The sequence below is a fragment of the Parabacteroides sp. CH2-D42-20 genome (genome assembly GCF_003670185.1).
In the GTDB taxonomy this organism is placed as follows: Bacteria; Bacteroidota; Bacteroidia; order Bacteroidales; family Tannerellaceae; genus Parabacteroides; species Parabacteroides distasonis.
The window spans coordinates 104,935-122,585 of sequence record NZ_RAYG01000005.1 but is presented as its reverse complement, the minus strand read 5'-3'; the positions used below and the strand labels follow the sequence as shown (position 1 = coordinate 122,585).

Here is a 17,651-nt window from a genome sequence, read left to right as displayed (position 1 = left end):
GATTTGTAAAGAGACAAAAAGCGAAATGCATGAAAATGTAAAAAAGGAAATAAAATGGAAGATATTGAGAATGAGGGGATGAGAGAAAAAAAGTTGTCCCTTTCTTACGCAGAAAGAGACAACTTTCAGAATGACGGATAAATATCCGTTTTCGGGTGTAAAAGTAGCTCAAATTGCTGATAAAGGCAAGGTGAGTGCTTAAATCTTTTGTCAAAATTAAAAAAGACAAACAATAACGAGCCGTCAAGCGTGACGTGCCTTGTCCTATTAACATTTCAAAGGGCTTGAAAAACAGCGGATAAATAGATATTTCTCTTTATTGTCTCTTTCTGCGTAAGAAAGAGACAGGTGCTTTCAAGTAAAAATATGTGAAATGTAGTAGTGAAAAAGCACGTGAAACGATGGAGGTCATAGGAATAAAATTACAAAAAGCAGTATTGATGATGATGTCAATGGTATCAATGTTAGGAGTGTCAAGTTGTGAGGATCGTCTCGATTCACCCCGCCCGTCTACGGGTGTAGGCAAGACGGTGGAGGTATCCTTATGTGTGGGTATCGCCGACGAGGTGGATGCGGCGTCACTGAATGCCGGATCATCCGGGACGAAGAGCGTAGGGGCGAGGAATAACGGGGCCTTCGACGTTCGTCTGGTGCCTGCCGCTGTCCGGACAAAGGCGGATGCCTTGGCCAGTGCCAAGCCGGACCAACTCCAGAACTTGCAGATCTTGCAGTATGATTCCAACAGGAATTTCAAGAAGCTAACCCCTACGGTCAGCCAAGCCACTGGCTCAACATTGACCGTAGACTTGGTTGCTTGCGAGAACTGCCAGCTTATCATCGTGGCCCGTGGCTCCTCGAACGCCATATCCGAATTTTCCGGTAGCCCTAGCTGGAGCGACCTTCAAGGAAGGCTTGCCAATGCCGCTACCATCAATGGGATAGTGGATGATGACATCAACGCCATGCCCTACTTCATCCATTTGACAGACGTTAGGGTGACGAATGAGGGCAAGATCATCATCCAAAGTGCGGACGGTAGCGATGCCCGTATCCTCTTGAAGCGCCTCGCCGTGCGGCTCACGGTGAACTGGAAGTTCGCTGAGGGATTGCGTACCGACTATACCTTGAAGGAGGTAAAACTCTGCCAAGTTCCCACCGTGTACTATCTTTTGCCCCAGACAGAGACCGACAGTCTTTTCGAGGGCGCTCTTTATCCCAGCTCCTTGTTGGAATACAGGGACTTGTACCGCTTGAAAGGTACCGATGCCAAAAACGAAGGCTCGTTAGTTACTTGGATGCCCGCTAACGCGAAAGGCAGGTCCCGTAGCGTGACCTCCGAGTATTACCGCACGAAAGAATACGCCCATGCCTCGGCTACCTATATGGAGTTCGTGGTGGACAGCAAAGACGGCTCGGAACGTATGTATTACCGTGCCTATCTGGGAGGTAAGGATGTGTCGGATTTCAACCTTCTGGAGAACACGAACTACAACTATACGATAAATATCCGAAACACCGACTACCGTGGCGATCCCCGTATCCGGTTGCTTGACCAGACCCCTGTGATCAGCACGAACCTCGTCCAGACATCAAACTGCTTCATGATGCGTCCCGGTACGAATATCTGCTTCAACCCTTATCGGCACGAGGCAGGTACGGGTGGCGATAATACCTACCTGTCCGATAAGACGATCGGTAGCGTCCGTGTCTTGTGGCAGAGCAAGGACGCCGGAACCTCGGGTGATTTGGTGATGGGTTACGCCGTCAGCAATGAGGCAGGTAGCTATAACCATCAGAATCTGGTGAACTATACGAATATCGGCGATAGGGCAAATGCCCTTGTTCATGTGAAGGTGCCGGTCACGCAAGGCGGCAACGCCGTGATCACGGCGTATGCGTCGGATGGTACCACGATCCTTTGGAGCTGGCATGTGTGGGTAACGGACTATGTACCAGTTCCTCTGTCTGGAGACATCACGTCCTCAAACCGTGAGTCGGCTATCAAGACGGCCCGGAACGCTACGGCGGGCGGTACGGTGCATACCTATAGGGGTACCTCATGGACACAAGAAAATGGCGTTTTCTTCAAGAAGGTGATCATGGATCGTAACCTAGGGGCTATCCGTAGTACGTTTTCAACGGATGACGACCTAGATGCGGCCCGTGCCTATGGTAATCTTTATCAATGGGGGCGTAAGGACCCTTTGCCCGGTTCGGCCGATGGTACGTCCAAAGAAGTAGGTATCATATATGATGGAGATGGCGTGGCTCTTCCTAAGATAAAGGTTTTATCGGGAGGGAATCTTGAGAATTGCGTGAAAAATCCGTTAGTTTTTTATAGCAGGATGGTCTTGGACGATAATTCATGGGGACCGGTCGCCAAGACCATTTATGACCCTTGTCCGAAAGGCTGGAAGGTTCCTGATTTTCATACAGTGAACAGCGTAAATGATATGTTCCAAGGATTTGGATATGGAGCGAGCAACTTGATGATCTATTTTAAAGGCACTTGGTATAGCTCGGGGTTAAGTTCCCAGAATGACAATGGCTCAAGAAACGGCTTCCTGTATATGTATCCCGGAGAGTCCGCTCCGAATAGCTTCACCGATAAATCGGTATGGTTTCCCTCCACAAGATTGAGGGAGCTTGCCGGTGGATTAAGGACTAGCAATCCGAGCATGACCATGTATTCGGCGCATGGCGCTGGCAAAACGGGTTGGTATACGGAGATCAAGGCGTTTCAATTACACATAACGAATAGTGCCAATGCGGATAAAGGTTACGGCATGTCCGTCCGTTGCGTGCAAGCAAACTGACATGTAAAGAATACAAACAAATAAGATCACACATTACGAATTATAAACAACTTAAAAACAAACCAATCATGGCAAACGAGTATTACTGGAAAGTATGGCTTCGGCCGAATTTGTTAACCAAGGATGACGACAACGACTACGTAGCGGAGGTATTGACACAAAAAGACACCCTGCACAACGAGAATATAGCCAACGCCATCATCAAGGAAGGCTCCGAGATCAAGTATGACACCTTGCTGTCCATTATCAAGCAACGCGACCGCATCGTGCGGGAGCACCTCATGATGGGCTACAGCCTACTCACCGAGGTGTGCCAGTACACGCCCCGTATCACGGGCCCTTGGGGAGGCGAGACGGCGAAGTTCGATCCCGCTATCCATAAGCTGACGCTCGATATCGTGCCCTCCGCCGAGATGCGTGATGCGTTGAGCAAGGTGGGCGTGGAGGTTCTCGGAGCCAAGTCTGAGGTAGGGCGCATCGGCATGGTGACCGATACCTTCACGGGATTGTCCAACGGCTCTATTACCCCGAACGAGGACATACTGATCGAGGGCGACCGTATCCGTATTAACGGGGCGGATAGCTCGGTAGGTATCTTTTTCGTGTCGGAAGACGGCGAGAAGGTTACGCCCGTGACCCGCCGCCTCACGCAAAACGACCCCAGCCGTATCATCGCCCGCGTACCGGCCTTGACCGACGGCAAGTACAGGCTGCGCATCGTGACGCAGTTCTCGAAAGGCGTCACCTTGCTCAAGTCTCCCCGCACGATCGAGTACAAGCTGCCGCTCACCGTGGGCGCCGGGGCAGGCGACTCCGAGAGCCCGGATGAGATTTGATCCGGGGGAGGCATCATCCCTAACACTAGGGAGGCATCGTCCCTAACGCTGGGGAGGCGTCATCCCTAACGCTAGGGAGACACCCTCCCCGACGGCAGGGAACCGGCTCGTACAGAGGGAAAGGAAAAACTATAGATAAACTAGTATATGAGATTAAGACATTTATCGGAAAAAACAGCTTTTTTATTACTCGGCTTCCTCGTCTTGGGAGCTTGCGGTAAGGACGATCCGGAACCACCCGTTCCCGGTTCCGGCGAGGGATTGTTGCGGGTATCCGTGCGACATACGGGCGATACTCCCTTGGCCGTTTTCACTTATAAGGCGGATGGTTCCCGCGTGGCGGGGAAGGAAGAGCCCGCCAGAACGCCGTCTACGTGGTCGTGGAGCGAGCGGCTCGTGGTGGGGGAGTACGCCCTGCTGGTCGCGGGCGCCGACCCCGCCGAAGTCCGGTTGGGCGATACGGAGAATCTGGGGAAAGCCTATGCCGCCGCCCTTCCCTCGGGAAGCGACAGCGTGCTGGTATCGCTGGATAGCCCTCTTTACGTGGAGAGCGTGACGGGGATTAAGGTGACCGATGGCGATGAGACCGCAATCTCATCGACCCCTAAGGATATCCGCCGGATCTTGCGCCTTACCATCGACGCAGGGAAAGGCTTCGGCGGGGCGAAGGTGGAGGGCCGTCTGGACGGGATAGCCTCGTCGGTGCGCCTGTCCGACCGGATAGCGACAGGAGTGGGTGTGCTCGACCTTGATTTCCGTGCCTCGGCTACGGGCGTAGCGGGCGTTTACCAAGCCGTGGCGGGTATCTTGGGTACGGTGACGCTGGACGGCTCGGACCGGAGCAACGTCTGCACGCTCTCGTTCGAGACCGCCGGCGGCGAGCGTTTCAGTTACGAGGAGAACCTAACTGCGAGCCTGCATGAGGCCATGTCCTCGGGCCGTGATACGCTGGATCTCTCCTTGAAGGTAAGCCCCGCCGTCCCGATCCGCCTTTACACCGGCATCCAGACCCGTGCCGCCGTGGACGTTTTCGACTCCACGCCCGTATCCATCGCCGTAGGCACTTCCGCCGGCGATTACACGGAGCATTGGACGGGGACGGCTACGGAGGGCGATATCCTCTTGGACCCGGAGCGCTACTATCCCACGGACGGCTCCGCGCTTTTCATCCGCAGCTATCACCCCGCCGCCCCCCACGTGAACGGCGAGGTACGGTACGAGCTGACGGGGCAGGAAGACTTGATGCTGACCGATGAGCGGAGCGGCTCCCTGTCCCGCCGTTTCGACGCTACGGAAACGCCCTTGATCCATAAGCACCTGCTGACGCAACTCAGCTTCCGCCTACGTGTCAAGGGAGCGCCGGACGGGTATAGCGTACATGCCGTCAAGCTGAACGGGCTAGCCTCGGTAGCTAAGGTGTCCTTGTCGGATGGAGAGGTGGTCCCGGTCGGGGAGACCAGCTCGGTGATCATCTATTCTTCCGATGACGGGAATGGTATCCCCGTGGTGGATGGCGTAGTGACGCTCCCCGGATTCGTGCTGGTGCAGCCCAAGGCCTCCTTGACGCTTGACATGACGCTCGCGCCGGAAGGTGATCCCGCCTCCGGGCAGGATTTCAAGGATCTCCCCGTCTCGTTCGGCGGCGAGGGCAACGAGAGTGGAGGGGCTTACGATATCGAGATCTCGCTTGAGATACCCGTTGATCCAGAGGAACCGGACGATCCCGATACTCCCGAGGAACCCAAGGAGCCGGATCCCTTCGAGGAGTACCAAGTAAAGATAACGGCAACCGTCACCCCGTGGAAACCGGGCAATGGCGGCAACGCCGATTTATAGACCAGATTATTTAATTCATATTTTTTATTAATACTTTAAAATTACAAGACAAATGAAAAAGATTTTGACAATGGCGGCTGTGGCCCTGTTAGCGGCAAGCTGCTCGAACGACAAGGATGTGATCACTCCCGATTTGGGTACGGCGAACGCTCCGGTAGCGATCAAATTGACACAAAGCGTGGAAGGTCTCACGACTAAAGCCCCGATCACGAATGGATCGCAGGTGGAAGGTATCGTGGTGATGGTGGACGTGACTTCCGGACACGAGCATGATTGGGGTAGCTTTAATCCGGTTTACAAGAATGTGATCAATGAAACTACAAAGGCATTGGAAACACGTGCCAACGTAGCTGGCGCTGTATTTACGGCTGGGACAGAAACGGATATTACCTTGACTCCCACCTTGTATTATGATAATGCGCAGGCGAGTCCTAAAAACTCCCATATTACGGCGGTCGTTCCTTCCGGAACAATCGAGTCCTCAAAAGTGGTTTTCGGCAAGGTGGACGGCTTGCAGGATGTCATGACGATCGGTGCGGATCAAGATGCCGGAACTGCAGCGTCACCAAATCAGGATGGATGTAAGTTGACGTTTTCACACAAGACCACCCAATTGGTTTTCGCCGCTAGTTACACTAGTGTGGCTGATAACAAAGGAGAATGGGCCGGAAAGGACGTATCCATCAAGAGCATCAAGGTTTTGGGCACGCAATTGCCCCAATCCGTGAACCTGACAAATGGTGACGTGAATTGGGCTACTGCCTCCGATTTCTCTGTTCCCAATATCACAACAACCACCCTTTCCACGACAGCTTCTACGATTAGCCCGGCGGTAATGGTCGCTCCGTCTAACGATATCAAGCTGAACGTAACGATCAACGTAGGCGGTACGGATCGTACCTTCTTGAATGTCCCGGTGATGGACTCAAAGAATGCAGGTGAAAAGTTGAATGCCCAAGAAGGCTATGCCCATACGGTTACGTTGAACATTACCGAGCCAGACAAACCTACAGGAGATAATGTGAAGGCACTGGAAGTGAAAGCCACTGTCAACGAATGGAAACAGGGTAACGGCGGAACCGTTGACTTGAAATAATCCTAAATATCCCTCAACCATCATGAGACAACTCTCTACATACATATTGTCGATGATAGTCATGGGATCGTTGGCCGCTTGCTCGGACAATGGTGAGGCGGGAGGTGAGATACCTTCCGCCGATCCTCCGATCGAGCTTCGGGCGACGTACCCGGACACGTCCATAAGCACGAAAGCGGAAGTGGGAGAGGCGGAGGCGTTCAAGACCACCCTCTTTTGCGTGACCCGTCTCGACGCCATCACAGGTGTTCCCGACTATACGAGTCTTGCCGATCGTTTCTCCACCCCCGTATCCGACGTGACCACAAGTTGGGCCGATGCCGTATTCTACGAGGAATGGGTAGAGCGGACGGCTGATGTGGCGGTAGGCGGGAGTATCTCATGGGATGCCTCTCGTAAGCACCATTATCCCCGCATGGGAGCGAACGTGTATCTGGTCGGCGTATCTCCCGTGGCGGGCGATAACTCGTACGATGCCACCGAGGGTACCGTAAGCTATACCCTTGACGGGCATATGGACTTGATGTACGCCGGCCCCTTGGCGGGTAATAAGTGGGATGGCAACCGTTTTACGGGCAATACCGTCGCCGGGGTCGAGGCGAATCGCTCATTGAATTACGCCCACTTGCTTACCCAGCTGGTATTCAAGGCAAAGAAGCATGATGCCGGAGGACTGGAGGTGAAGGTGAACAAGATTATCGTGAAAAGCATACCTACGGCGGTAAATGTTCCGCTGGCTACGGGCGAGGCTGTCTTCTCCGGTTCCTCGGAAGTGATCCTTGAGCCTGCCGGCAACGCCACGGTAGGGGCATCAAATGTCGGTCCCATCGATCTGGGCTGCCTGTATCTGCCGCCTACACCCGATCCGGGCAATGTGAAAATAACGGTCGAGACTTCGATCGGTACCTTTACCGACGTATCCGTGAAGTTGGGTGATGAAATATCTGAGGATAATTTCAAGCCCGGTTTCTCTCACGTGATCACGTTGGATATCTACGATGCCTCTTTAGGTATCTCCTCCGTGGAGGTAGCCGAATGGACTCCCTCGTATGTCGATGGTAACCTAGACTTGATCCACTGACTGACTAAACGAATTGAACAATTAATAGAACGAATCAAAAAAAGTAATCATGAGAAAACTGATAAACTATAAACTACTCTTTCTTTCTCCCTTCTTCTTGGCTGCCTGTAGCAACGAGGACAATATCCCCTCCATCCTCCCTTCCAACCAGCCGGATGCCGTAGAGCTGGGGATTACGGCGGGGGTGACGCTTACGAAAAGCGTGATAAATTCGGGTACCCAAGCTAACGCTAGCAAAGATGATGTCATGAAAAGCGTGGCGGTGTACGCACGCTTAAAGGGGACAGTCGTATCGGGTGAAGATCCTTATACGAATGCGAAAAGCAATAATTACGCATTATATACTTATTCGACGACAGGAACCGCAGGTTGGAAAAGCGGAGATAAAAAGATCTATCTGACCTCCGAAGTGGCAAAGATATACGCTTATTATCCGGCTTATCAGCCCGGAACAAATCAAGAGTTAGCCACAACCACAGCTCTAGTATTATCTGATAATACCGCTACGGATAACTCCACGATCCCGGTAACGGTCTTTTTGGGAGAGACTGATGATGCGCATAGGGATTATCCCTCGACATTAATAGACAACTCTGAAACGACAAATACCAATAAGGCAAAGATTAATTCAGCGAAAGGTGAAATCGATTATATGTGGGCGGACCAAGGTAGCTCTGAGACGAATTGGATAACTGCCAGCAACACGAAAAAGGAAACCTCTATAGATGCCTCTGTTGATCTAACCATGAAGCATGCCTTGACTTTGGTTAGTTTCCGCATTTACAATGATGGAACTTATAAGAATAAAGGTGTGCTATCGAAGATACAGTTGAAGGATGTACCTAATCAAAAGGTAAGCGGTAATAGCAATCCTCTTGCTACGATGAATATTGATAAGGGAACCTTGGCTAATAATAGTTCCTTGACAACGGGATCTTATATCCGTGAGTTTGCTACTGGCGCTACTTATACCTTGAAAAAGAAAGGAGACTCTGGTTTATCAGACGATAATGCAGCTAAAGGGGCTTCATACCGATTCAGCATCTTGGCTTTGCCGATAACTAACCAAGCCCTAAATAATACCAAAGCCATCTTTACGATTGATGGAGCGGATTATGAGGTAGCGTTAGCTGATAATGCGACAGGAGTTACTTGGGAGCAGGGGAAAGAAAACATCTATACCGTAAAACTTAGCGGTAAGGAATTATCCATAGGCACCGTAACCGTAGCCGATTGGGGCACAGGAACCGGCAATGATGATTTGAAAGTTAATTAACCTACAGTCTAGGGTTGTAGAGACGGGGCGTGCCCCGTCTCTACAACAAAACACGAAACACGGAATACGAAACCCGTGTAGTAACAATCAGACCGGGTGGCAAATAATAAAACCGGGTGGCAAATAAACGAACAATATAAACAACGATAAATATGAAACCGTATAGATACCTATTATTAACAACAGTATCGCTTTCCCTTTTCGCCTGCGGCGGCGAGAATGGCGAAGACCCCATCGTACCCCCGGTTGATCCGGATACCCCTGTCGCCCTGTCCCCGCAGATCGCCAGCGTAGCCCTCACCAAGGCCACTGCCACATCCAGCGATATAGCGGCTATCGGCCTATACGCCGTAAATAACGTGGCAAGTGAAAACCATTACGGCATATTCCCCCAAGGTACATACGGCCAATACACTCTCCAAGAGGGTTTCTTAAAACCCGCTACGATAAACGGTAAGGATCAAACGATCTGGCTAAGCACCCAGCAAGCCATAGTCTACTCTTGCTATCCAGTCACGGATGCCACCACGATAACCGCGGCCGGAAATGCCTCTTCCCCAGTCTATACCATCCCGGTACGGGCTAATGCCATAGTCTATTCGAATACGGTAACGAATGCCTCCTCCTTGGATTTCACAGTTCCCGGTAACGATTATATGTATGGCGTAGCCTATAACATTACCGCAAAAACCTTTGGAACAACTCAACCCATAGCCGATAACGGCCACAGAGCCTCCGATTCAAAAGGCGAGAAGATAAACCTCGGCCTTAAGCACGCCTTTTGCTTGGTAAGCCTAAAGTTCAAGAAACACACGGACTACGTCGGTCCTTGCAACCTGACAAAAATAACCTATAGTCGCCCCATCCCGACACTACAAACGAATGGTACCACCACCATGAGCCTAAAGGACGGAGCCCTCGGCAACCTAACCGGAGCGAAGGCGGGTACACCGGTAAAGTACGAGTACACGGTAAATGGCGGCGTAACCGTTGCCGCTACCACAGACGGAATCGAGTTCATCAATTACGGCGTACCATTCCCCTCCGGCACTGCAAATGTTACCGCCGCTACCTTGACCGTCGTAGTAGATGGCAAGGAAATGAAACTAGACACCATTACCGACGGTGGCGAATGGTCCGCCGGAAATAAATATACATACACCATCTCCATCCACGGTACCGGCCTCAAGCTGGACGGCTTCAATGTGGTAGGGTGGACGAATGAATCATCCGACAATACAAGTACGACTATCTAAAAAAACTATACGACCTATGATACAGGATATTTACAAAAACGCACGTCCGCTACACCTCGGTGTAGGCCTGTTGGCGATACTGGCGCTCTTATCCGGCTGCTCCTCCGACGACTCCTTGCCGGAAGACACGACAGGGGCATTCTTACAACCCGTATTCCACATGAGCGGTGTCGAGACCCGCTCCATCATAAGCGGAACCTCCACGACGGAGGGTGAGGGAAGGATTAACGAGGTAAAACTCTTCGTTACTAAAGCAGAGGACGGCTATACTCCCTATGGCGGGGTTGGTACGGCGGGAAATGCTGGCCTTTCCACCTTCACCTATCAGTCGGTAGGTAGCGGCGGAAACGATTGGGTAGGCGATCCCACTGTGAATTTATCGAGTGTAAAGGCCCGGATCTATGCCTATAGCCCGGCGAATGCCATCTTGACAAAATCATCGACTAACACGGCGCATACTATAGCGACCACCCTTCCCGTTCACCAGAATTTCTATGGCGGCAAGGGATGGGATTCTGACGCTACCGATTATATGTACGGTTCCGCCAGCAACACGGTAGGAGAGGCTATCGCTATTACGGCCAGCAATACCACGCCGTCCGGCGGTTCCCCCTCAAGCGGTACTTATCAGCCGGAAATCTACTTGCAACATGCGCTGGCCCGCCTTTCCTTCACGATGCAATCCGCCACGGGACGTTCCGTGAATGCGACCTATGATTACGTGAAGAAGATAACGTTGAAAACATCCTCCAATGCGTTCACTACCGGCACGGGAACGATGCAGATCGCGGATGGAGCGCTTGGTGGAGGAACAAAGGTAGCCGAACTCACTTTTACCCCTAAAAACGATGCGTCGAGTAATACCACCGCCATACTTTGCGGTGCCGTGGGTGTTCCGGTGGAGGTAGGTTATGGGCTGGTGGCTCCTTTGGCATCGGTTGATATGACCCTTACGGTAGTGGTCGGCAAGCGGGATGACACTACGGATGACCGGACGTTATCCGCCAACCTAAGTCAGATCACTTGGAAAAGAGGACATACCCACAAAATACAAATAACCTTATCCAACCGGGCGATTACAGTGAACGCCGATATCCGCCCTTGGACAGAGAGCGGTTCAGCGGGAACGGGAGACGTTAAGCCCGGCGGCTATTAATTACGGCATAAAAAGAAAAATATGAATATGAATTACATGAACCTCAGTTTAGCATGGATGGGAGCCTTAAACATGGCGCTGGCTCTCTCCGGTTGCACGAACGGGATAGAGACGGGGCTTTCCGCTCCGGAGGAAATCCCGGTGACGGTACTTGCCGAGATCAGCCCTGTTACCAAAAGCGGCGAGGCGGTTAGCTCGGATAATAGTTTCGATAGGACATCCTTCCTTTCCGGCGATCAGATAAAGGTGACAAGGACAAAAAAGGCAAGTGGGACGGCGGCTCCCCAATCGGCCAGCTATCGGTATGACGGGACTTCCGCATGGACTGTGGTGGGAACCTCGCCTGTGACCTTGGAGCCTGCCGTTACGTATTCGGCGCAGTTTCCGGCGGATTACTCGGCCATCAACCAGTTTCAAACCACGAGCGCTGCTTATTTGGCCAGTAACCTGCTGAAAACGGGTGATGCCACATCCAGCGACGGTACGTTGGACTTTACGTCGAGCGGCAAGCCCTTTACGCACGTCAATTCGAAGTTGACCTTGATGTTTACCGTGAAGCGTGAGACCTCTATCGCCAATGATGCCGTTACGGTAGCGGCGACGGGGATACGTACGGCTGTATCTACGAACCAGACGATCACGCTATATCGGCCTTACCCGGGCGATGCATCCCGGAAATATGAATGGTGTGGTATCCTAAGGGCTGTAGGTGGTAGCGCGGGAACCTCCGCTACGGATCTAACGGTCTCTCTCACTTGCGATGGTGTTACCTACAAGGCTACCTTAACGGGTTGTGCCTTGCGGACCGGTTACCACTATACATATAATTTGACCTTGCATAACGACATGCTGATCCCGGAAAGTTGTACCATCGGCAAATGGACGGATGAGATCATGGCTGGAGGAAATTTAACTTAACAACTATATAGCATTATGATACATTATACTATGAATATACGACAAACCATGCTCCACCTGTCCGGAGGCTTATTGCTATTGCTCGCCCCCGCCTGTACCTCAGAGGTGGATCTGGAAGGTGGACAGCCCTTGGAGGTGACGGCGGAGATCGTTTCTTCTCTGTCTACCCGTGCGGTCGACGCTACGAACTATGATAAGAGTAGCTTTAGTACGGACGATGAGATACAGATTAATGGTGGGAGCCAGACCGTGACTTACCGAAAGGATGCCACGAACGGGTGGATTCCGAAAACGGCGGGAAGCTCGTTGACGGTTTCCGGATCATCTACGGCTTTTTCATTCTCGGCCTCATATCCGGCAGCTTTCACCGCTATTCTGCAAGACCAGAAATCATATCAGAATTTCTGGCAAAGTAATAAACTGGAGGCGAAAGGCGGCTCTAACGTTACCTTGAGTAGCAATAAGGTAAACTTTACCTTCATGCCGGTAGCGGCGAAGATCACGATCTCAATTAATTATGCCTCATCAGGGGGGACTACTACAAAATATAAGTATGTGACGGCTACCTTGGCAGGCAATGGCATCCGGACTGGTGCCTCTTCTTCTGAAACGATCGAGATGTTGCATACAGGGGATAATGCCGCAGCTAGCGATAAGCATACTTTCGTCTGTATCTTAAGACCGGGAGCGAATATGAGTTTCAAGCTAAGCGTTTCCCGTACGCTTGACGGTGCTTCAGGTCCAGAGGCTACACAACAAACATTTACTCAGCCGGCATACACATTTGGGGCTAGTAAGAACTATGTATATAACTTCACGTCATCCGATGAATTGATATTGACTTCTGTGGAAGTAATGGGGTTTACGGAGACAACGGTTCCCGACAATCCTATTAGCGCCACTTGATCCATTTAAAATCTATAAAGAATGAAGAATATGAGAAATTTATATAATCTAGGTTGGGGATTGGCCCTCTGTTCCCTGTTGGGAGCTTGCCAGTCAGACGGGATACCGGAGGTGGAGGCAGGTTCCACCCTTGAGCTGCGATCGGTCTCTTTGGCTGACGACGCTGTTACGAAGGCTGTGACTACCTCTGTGGATAACGTGAAATTGTATTTGAAGAACTCCAGTGATACATGGGTGAATCCGGTGTATTCCAAATCCGGAGTAACATGGGGATGTGAATCCGCGCCACTGCTGGGTAGTACCGCTACGGATGTGTATGCTTATTATCCTACGGAAGAAGAAGGTAAGGCCATTAACGTAACAGCCTCCTCCGGCGTGTACTCTGTCGAGGTCACGGTCCGGGATGCGGATACATTCGATGGTAAACAGATCGATTACCTTTATGCTACGCCGGTTCAGGCTTCCAAAACCTCAAAAATAATCAGCCTTCAATTGTTCCATGCCTTGACAAAGGTGAGTTTCTATATCTATAAGTCTGCGAATGCCAGCGATGAGATCTTAACGCTGAAAAAAATAGATATACGTAGTAACACCGGACGTCTGCAAATCGGTAAGGCGGACATGCGATTGAACGGGACAGGGGAGGAACTAGGGCGTCTGAATGGCCTAGCGGGGACATCCTCGATAGAGTTGACCGGTTCGAAAATATTGGAAACCTCGTTGACGCAACCGAACATATCTTGTCTCGTAGCCCCGATGGACGCTGCCGAGCAAGTATTGTCGTTCCGTTTGACAGTGGATGTAGATGGGGTGGAACGTGAGTTTGAAACTGCCTCTATTTCTTCCGAAAGCGGGGTGAAATGGTTGGCGGGTTATCATTATGTCTATAAGATACGTATTGATAAGATGGAAGGTACATTCGAGGGCGTAACCGTATACGATTGGCAAAATAGTACGGATCAGAATACGAGTGTGGGTATTTAAATAAGAAGGGAGGAGATATGAGATATGTATTAAGTTTTGTAAGTCTATGGCTTCTGGTCACGTTGGTGGGTTGCCAAAAGGAATCTTTTTTGGAAGAAGGGGAAGGTGATAAGGTTGCCTTGGAGTTCGATCTTTATCAAGCGAACGTAACCAAGGCTGCGGCCGTTTCAGCCTTGAATGATAAAGCGTTGATTAAAGTCTATGCTTTCAAGGTGGAGACTAAGACTGAGACCGGTACTAAGACTGGGACTGGTGAAACTGGTACTCCTTCGGCGGAAGGTACTTATGTGGTGGGTGCGGATGGAAAGGTCACCGCCCAATCGGGCAAGGCCCTATTTTTGTATCGCGGTGTATATAACCTTTATTTCACTTCCTACAATGAAGAGAATGCGCCGGAATTGGGTGATGGAAATCTGGTGACCGTGCAAAATGGGCAAGATTTTATGTATACGTTCATGAACGATATAACTGTCCAGCCCCAGAAAGCGGGACAAAACACGATGTCGGTTACCTTGACGAATCCGTTCACGCGGCTTTGCTCGCAAGTAGAGGTGTCGGTAAAAGCGGCTAGTGTATCTCCTGTTACTGTAAAAGGCTTGCGTGTAAACTTTATAACGATGAAAAACTTATCTGATTCAAGAACTTATCGGCTAGGGGATAATGCATGGTATTCGGATGGAGTTGCGAATGAAAACAACGGAGTGGATTTTAGCTCTTTCAATAATTCCGTAGCTGTAGGCCTGCCTCATACCTCAGATCCACGTAAAATCGTATTGCCTTTAAGCGGGTCGGAATTACAGTTTGTAATTGATTTAACGGTAGATTATGATAAAAATGGAAATGGTGGATCTGTGCCTGGTCATTTTGTATTCAATGCTACCGCTCGTAAGACTTTCTTGCCCGGTATGTCCTATAGCTTTGAATTTACCTTGAAGTTCTTTGGGGATTTTAAAGAAACAGAACTGACATTGGGTATATTGGAATTCACGGAAATAAAAAATGTGACGGATCCCGTTGGAGGGGAATAAGGAGGAACTGAAAATGAGAATAAGTTTATTTTGTATACTATGCTTGCTGCTAGGGGCGTGTAGTAATGAGGAAATGATACCATCAACATCCGAAGGAGGGGAGGAATGTGCTTTCCAGTTCCTGTTAAGGGTACCGGGTACGATTGATGTAGAGACGAAAGCGGGAACGGAAATTCTTAAATTGGGAGATACTAATATATATAACGTCTGGATTTTACAGTTTAAAGAGGATGGAACCGAGTTGTTGAAAGCTGTCTTTGCCGATAGGAATAGCATAACGGCTGTACCGGGAAGTGGTAGTACTGACTATAGCCAGTTATTGATTCAATTAACAAAGGATGATATGCGTTTCAAGAACGAGACTAGTGAGTTTTATATTATCGTAAATGCGGAGGAAATGAATGCGACGGAGGCAACCGCCAGTTTATTTGGTAATGATGGTACCAGTGGTATTCCTAAGACCCTTTCTGTAACAGATTTGATGGCTAAAACGAAAAATATTACTTATTCATCAGATGGTGCTCCAACAGGTACTAATATACTATCTTCGGGACCGACCGACTATACGAAGGATCCCTCTAGCTCAGAGGCTGACATGAGGTTGGTCGTATTATCCCGTATGTACAGGGCGTTCGCGAAAGTGACCGTGACCGTGAACTCTTCAGTGGCCTCTGGCAATTTTAAGTTAATTGATACGAAACCGGTTATTATGTCAAATGTACCTAAAGTAACCCGGCTATATGATGACGACTCGACATATCCAACGATTTCAAGTCCTTTATCTACTAATTTCTATACGGAGGAGATACCTGTATCAGGAATAACACTCGGTGATAAAGAAGGAGTTTTCTATATGGCGGAAAATATCCGGGGTACAGGTTTAGCTACCACGGCGCAAGAGAAGAATAAGAAGGATATGGGGCCGGGGACTGGCGGATCTTTGGAAGGATGCACTTATCTATTGGTAAGAGGGCAATATCAGTATCCTTTGGGTGGAGGAGCATACTCTTCGCCGATCGATGTAGAGTATAAATTCTATCTTGGGGGTGACTTGGTGACCGATTACAATATCTATCGGGATTATCATTATAAGCTGACGGTGAATATCGCCGGCCCTAATAGTGCCGACCTCCGTGTAACGATAACAAACGGCAACGTGGCTGTCTTTGATGATGTGGACAATGTCGAGAATACCGTTAATTTTGGTGAAGAGAAATAGTATCCATTCTAAGGGCTGTGCAGGAATGCCTTGACGAATCTACCCTTTGGCATTCCTGCATGAACTATCTTAAATAAATGAGAATAACTTAGAGGCAATCGAGGAAATGAGCTTCTTGCATTTCTTGCCGATTGTCTCTTTTATTTGTATAGGAGGATTGTCTCTTAAAGCCATCACCTTATTTTTACTTCTTTGCCGGGAGGAAGAGCCGCGAACCAAATTATTCAACATATTATCGGAGGCCCTGTCTATTTTAGATACTGATATCCGGCCAAGATAGATCTCGGTAGTCCGTAGGGACATATGTCCTAAGGATTGGCTGATAATGCCGATTTCCGAATTCGCCTCCAGCATCATGGAAGCCCAGCTATGCCGCATCACATAGGTAGTGAATGGCTGTTCGAAGTGTAATTGCTCTCCCATTTTCTTTAAGTGGCGGTTCACTCTCCGAAGCGCGGACTGGGCCGTGACTTCTCCCTCTCCGCTGATTTTCTCGTGTAAGAAAGGGAATATCCACGGATTATTGAAACGCCGATAAGAGAATATGATGTTCTTCATCTCGGGGGTGATCTTTACTTGCATCGCTACGCCAGTCTTGCTACGTACGTAGTGGATATAATCATCGTTTATATTGCTGTGTCGCAAATTAAAGACATCCACGAAGCACATACCTCTAGCGTAAAATAAGAAAAGAGCCAAGTGAAGGGCCGTACAGGCGTGTGGGTTCTTGGGCCGCTCAAGAGTCGCCAGATTTTGTAGGTCGAGGCTTGGCAAAGCCCTTTTCCGGGTGGGTGGGACCTTTATCTGCAGGCCGGAGAATGGGCTTTCTCTCGGAACATCCATTTGTTTATCTTGAGCGATCTTGTTGTACATTGTCTTTAGATTACGAATGTAGAAGTCCAAACTACCCGGTTTCAAGGGAGCCTGTTTCCCATCTTCCCCTTGCATCAACCATAAAAGATAGTGATGAAGAAAATCGGTCGTTAAGTCGACAAATGTAAACTCCGTTACTCTCGGACCTAAAAAGGTGGATAATTTATTCCATGCGCTTCGGTAATTCCCAGCGGTTCTTCCTTTCCCCTCATCGATTTTACTACTGATCAATTCTTCTATACATTCCTGTAGCAAAGGGGAGTTGTCTGTTGTTTCTATATTCATATGATTACTATTTATGGATATAGAATAACAAAAATAGAAAAGATTGGTTTTATCAAAACCTCCCCTTACCAATTGTGGTAGAGGA

Annotated in this window: 14 protein-coding genes; 13 read left to right on the top strand and 1 reads right to left on the bottom strand. The window is 49.7% G+C overall.

All coding sequences use genetic code 11. The features are described 5' to 3' along the window. Positions 1–401: 401 nt before the first annotated feature. The 13 genes from D7V92_RS04710 (at position 402) to D7V92_RS04650 (ending at position 16,408) form a co-directional block, all read left to right on the top strand. Positions 402–2,816, top strand: coding sequence for a DUF4906 domain-containing protein (locus tag D7V92_RS04710; RefSeq protein ID WP_050758709.1), 2,415 nt, complete (start codon positions 402–404; stop codon positions 2,814–2,816). A gap of 68 nt (positions 2,817–2,884) precedes the next feature. Further along, complete coding sequence (locus tag D7V92_RS04705; RefSeq protein WP_008772216.1) at positions 2,885–3,652, top strand: DNA-binding domain-containing protein; 768 nt, start codon at positions 2,885–2,887, stop codon at positions 3,650–3,652. Between the two features lie 147 nt (positions 3,653–3,799). After that, positions 3,800–5,488, top strand: coding sequence for a fimbrillin family protein (locus D7V92_RS04700; RefSeq protein WP_121772394.1), 1,689 nt, complete (start codon positions 3,800–3,802; stop codon positions 5,486–5,488). A gap of 52 nt (positions 5,489–5,540) precedes the next feature. Next, entirely contained in the window at positions 5,541–6,584 is a 1,044-nt protein-coding gene (locus tag D7V92_RS04695) for a fimbrillin family protein (RefSeq protein WP_036611995.1), read from the top strand. Between the two features lie 22 nt (positions 6,585–6,606). Continuing rightward, complete coding sequence (locus D7V92_RS04690; protein WP_121772393.1) at positions 6,607–7,665, top strand: fimbrillin family protein; 1,059 nt, start codon at positions 6,607–6,609, stop codon at positions 7,663–7,665. A gap of 49 nt (positions 7,666–7,714) precedes the next feature. After that, a complete protein-coding gene (locus tag D7V92_RS04685) occupies positions 7,715–8,941 on the top strand; it encodes a fimbrillin family protein (protein ID WP_121772392.1) in 1,227 nt (408 codons plus the stop codon). Between the two features lie 152 nt (positions 8,942–9,093). Beyond that, positions 9,094–10,197 (top strand): fimbrillin family protein, encoded by a 1,104-nt coding sequence (locus D7V92_RS04680; protein ID WP_008772211.1) that lies wholly within the window; start codon positions 9,094–9,096, stop codon positions 10,195–10,197. A 16-nt stretch (positions 10,198–10,213) separates the two neighbouring features. Further along, on the top strand, positions 10,214–11,353 hold the full coding sequence (locus tag D7V92_RS04675; RefSeq protein ID WP_233572796.1) for a fimbrillin family protein: 1,140 nt from the start codon (positions 10,214–10,216) through the stop codon (positions 11,351–11,353). Between the two features lie 21 nt (positions 11,354–11,374). Beyond that, positions 11,375–12,271, top strand: a complete 897-nt coding sequence (locus D7V92_RS04670) for a fimbrillin family protein (protein WP_230319838.1) — start codon at positions 11,375–11,377, stop codon at positions 12,269–12,271. Positions 12,272–12,301: 30 nt separating this feature from the next. Beyond that, positions 12,302–13,177 carry a hypothetical protein gene (locus D7V92_RS04665; protein ID WP_233572795.1) on the top strand — a complete coding sequence of 292 codons (876 nt, stop codon included), beginning with the start codon at positions 12,302–12,304 and terminating at the stop codon, positions 13,175–13,177. Positions 13,178–13,207: 30 nt separating this feature from the next. Next, positions 13,208–14,161, top strand: coding sequence for a fimbrillin family protein (locus tag D7V92_RS04660; protein WP_227806139.1), 954 nt, complete (start codon positions 13,208–13,210; stop codon positions 14,159–14,161). Positions 14,162–14,178: 17 nt separating this feature from the next. Continuing rightward, positions 14,179–15,189, top strand: coding sequence for a fimbrillin family protein (locus D7V92_RS04655; RefSeq protein ID WP_229033058.1), 1,011 nt, complete (start codon positions 14,179–14,181; stop codon positions 15,187–15,189). Between the two features lie 73 nt (positions 15,190–15,262). Next, a complete protein-coding gene (locus D7V92_RS04650) occupies positions 15,263–16,408 on the top strand; it encodes a DUF4906 domain-containing protein (RefSeq protein ID WP_227806143.1) in 1,146 nt (381 codons plus the stop codon). Positions 16,409–16,477: 69 nt separating this feature from the next. Here D7V92_RS04650 and D7V92_RS04645 read toward each other — a convergent pair whose 3' ends face one another. Then, the gene (locus D7V92_RS04645; RefSeq protein ID WP_048927273.1) at positions 16,478–17,566 is read right to left on the bottom strand and encodes a phage integrase SAM-like domain-containing protein; all 1,089 of its coding nucleotides are present in this window, start codon (positions 17,564–17,566) and stop codon (positions 16,478–16,480) included. Positions 17,567–17,651 lie beyond the last annotated feature (85 nt).